The sequence below is a fragment of the Maccoyibacter intestinihominis genome, from assembly GCF_040096355.1.
Classification (GTDB): Bacteria; Bacillota; Clostridia; order Lachnospirales; family Lachnospiraceae; genus Maccoyibacter; species Maccoyibacter intestinihominis.
Genome location: NZ_JBBMEX010000034.1, coordinates 1 through 960, shown reverse-complemented (window position 1 = coordinate 960; position 960 = coordinate 1). Strand labels below are relative to the sequence as shown.

Here is a 960-nt window from a genome sequence, read left to right as displayed (position 1 = left end):
TTTTCTATTCTGCGCTCCCAAAAACTATTTTTTGACTTATCATTAAAAATCTTCCCACCATTCCCATTGTTATAACCGGCACTCCACATCTCAGCATGACATTCTTCTTTTGATGCTCCATAATATATTGTAGAAAACGCTCCTCCACATATACCGGACCATTTATCCGGTTGTGACCAACCCACCTGCAAATCATTTAATACCCATGCTTCATACTCTGGATCGTTCTTCATCGCTTCAAAACCCGCCTCTGAAATGGTGACAGATATTGACTCGCCTGCCCTTGTGGGATGCATTGGAATTTGGGATATTTTATTGTAAATGTACTGCTTGTATTCCACCATCGTCATATCTTTAGCAGACACAGAACCTATTTTTGAATTGCCCACTATACTTCCGCTAGCTTCGCTCTTTTCTCTTACACTATCCGCAAACCTTGTATCTTCCTTCTCCTGATCTTTAGCCACAATTTTCTGCTGGTACTGATTGCAAGCCCGTGTCATATAGTTCACATTAATTGTATTACTCATAGTAACCTCCTTTGCTTTCTTTATCGGATAAAATAACCTGTTCTCCCAGTCCCATATCATCAAACGACCATATTACGCACACAAAGACCATATTTTTACAAGATGACCACTGCCTTAGTAGAAGCTCTGTATCTCAAACTCTTTGAAATACAATGCTTCCCTGCATTTTCTATATCGGCATGTTGATATTATTACTTTACTATCCTGCACACTCTCTGAGAGTGACTGTATCTATCAAAAAAGAAGCCAGCAGTTTATTCACGCACTGCTGACTTCTTATAATACTACTCATTTTATTTACTTCGCTGCGTCTCAGACAATTTTTTTATTTTTAAACATAACCTCTGTTTTCCCGCCATCCCTTTACATACCACCTGATTCCAACATATACCAGTTGCACGAATAATAAGAGAAATAGCAGATTGATTGG

At 38.6% G+C, this 960-nt stretch carries 2 protein-coding genes; both read right to left on the bottom strand.

Annotated features, from left to right (window positions below; translation table 11 throughout):
• The coding region (locus tag WMO43_RS14070) for a hypothetical protein (protein WP_353531586.1) at nucleotides 1-530 on the bottom strand (530 nt) is incomplete at its 3' end.
• 331 nt (nucleotides 531-861) lie between these two features.
• Nucleotides 862-951, bottom strand: a complete 90-nt coding sequence (locus WMO43_RS14065; RefSeq protein WP_434784195.1) for a DUF6040 family protein — start codon at nucleotides 949-951, stop codon at nucleotides 862-864.
• Between the last annotated feature and the right edge of the window lie 9 nt (nucleotides 952-960).